Here is a 1134-nt window from a genome sequence, read left to right on the forward strand (position 1 = left end):
GACCACCTGAATCACAACCCGCAAAACCCGAACTGGGCCGACCGCGACCGCTTCGTGCTGTCCAACGGCCACGGCTCGATGCTGATTTACTCCCTGCTGCACCTGAGCGGCTACGAGCTGGCGATTGACGATCTGAAAAACTTCCGTCAGCTGCACTCGAAAACCCCGGGCCACCCGGAGTACGGCTACGCGCCGGGCATCGAAACCACCACAGGCCCGCTGGGCCAGGGCATCACCAATGCCGTGGGTATGGCGATTGCTGAAAAATCGCTAGCTGCACAGTTTAACCGCGACGGCCACGATGTGGTTGACCACTATACCTATACGTTCCTGGGCGATGGCTGCCTGATGGAAGGGATTTCTCACGAAGCCTGCTCACTGGCCGGTACCCTGGGTCTGGGCAAGCTGATCGCCTTCTGGGATGACAACGGCATCTCGATTGACGGTCACGTAGAAGGCTGGTTCTCTGATGACACCCCTAAGCGTTTTGAAGCCTACGGCTGGCACGTGATCCCTGCGGTTGACGGCCACGATGCTGCGGCCATCAACGCGGCCATCGAAGCGGCAAAAGCCGATCCACGCCCAACCCTGATTTGTACCAAAACCATCATTGGTTTCGGTTCGCCGAACAAAGCCGGCTCTCACGACTGTCACGGTGCCCCGCTGGGTCACGACGAAATCGCCGCCGCCCGTGAATTCCTGGGCTGGCAGCACGGTCCGTTCGAGATCCCTGCCGACGTTTACGCGCAATGGGATGCCAAAGAAGCGGGCGCCGCCAAAGAAGCCGCCTGGAACGAAAAGCTGGCCGCGTATGAAGCCGCGCACCCAGAACTGGCTGCCGAGTTCAAACGCCGCGTCAACGGTGAACTGCCGGCACAGTGGGAAGCAGCCACCAGCCAGATCATCGCCGATCTGCAGGCCAACCCGGCCAACATCGCTTCCCGTAAAGCCTCTCAGAACGCGCTGGAAGCCTTCGGCAAGATCCTGCCTGAATTCATGGGCGGCTCTGCAGACCTGGCACCTTCCAACCTGACCATGTGGTCTGGTTCGAAGTCGCTGACCGCAGATGACGCATCCGGTAACTACATCCACTACGGTGTGCGTGAGTTCGGCATGACGGCCATTATCAACGGT

General features: G+C 60.1%; 1 protein-coding gene. It reads left to right on the plus strand.

The annotated features are described in order from the left end of the window. A partial coding sequence (locus P0Y67_RS22645) for a transketolase (RefSeq protein ID WP_342393698.1) occupies positions 1-1134 on the plus strand: 1134 nt, incomplete at both ends.

Origin of the sequence: Photobacterium sp. SP02 (genome assembly GCF_038519165.1) — a bacterium.
Classification (GTDB): Bacteria; Pseudomonadota; Gammaproteobacteria; order Enterobacterales; family Vibrionaceae; genus Photobacterium; species Photobacterium halotolerans.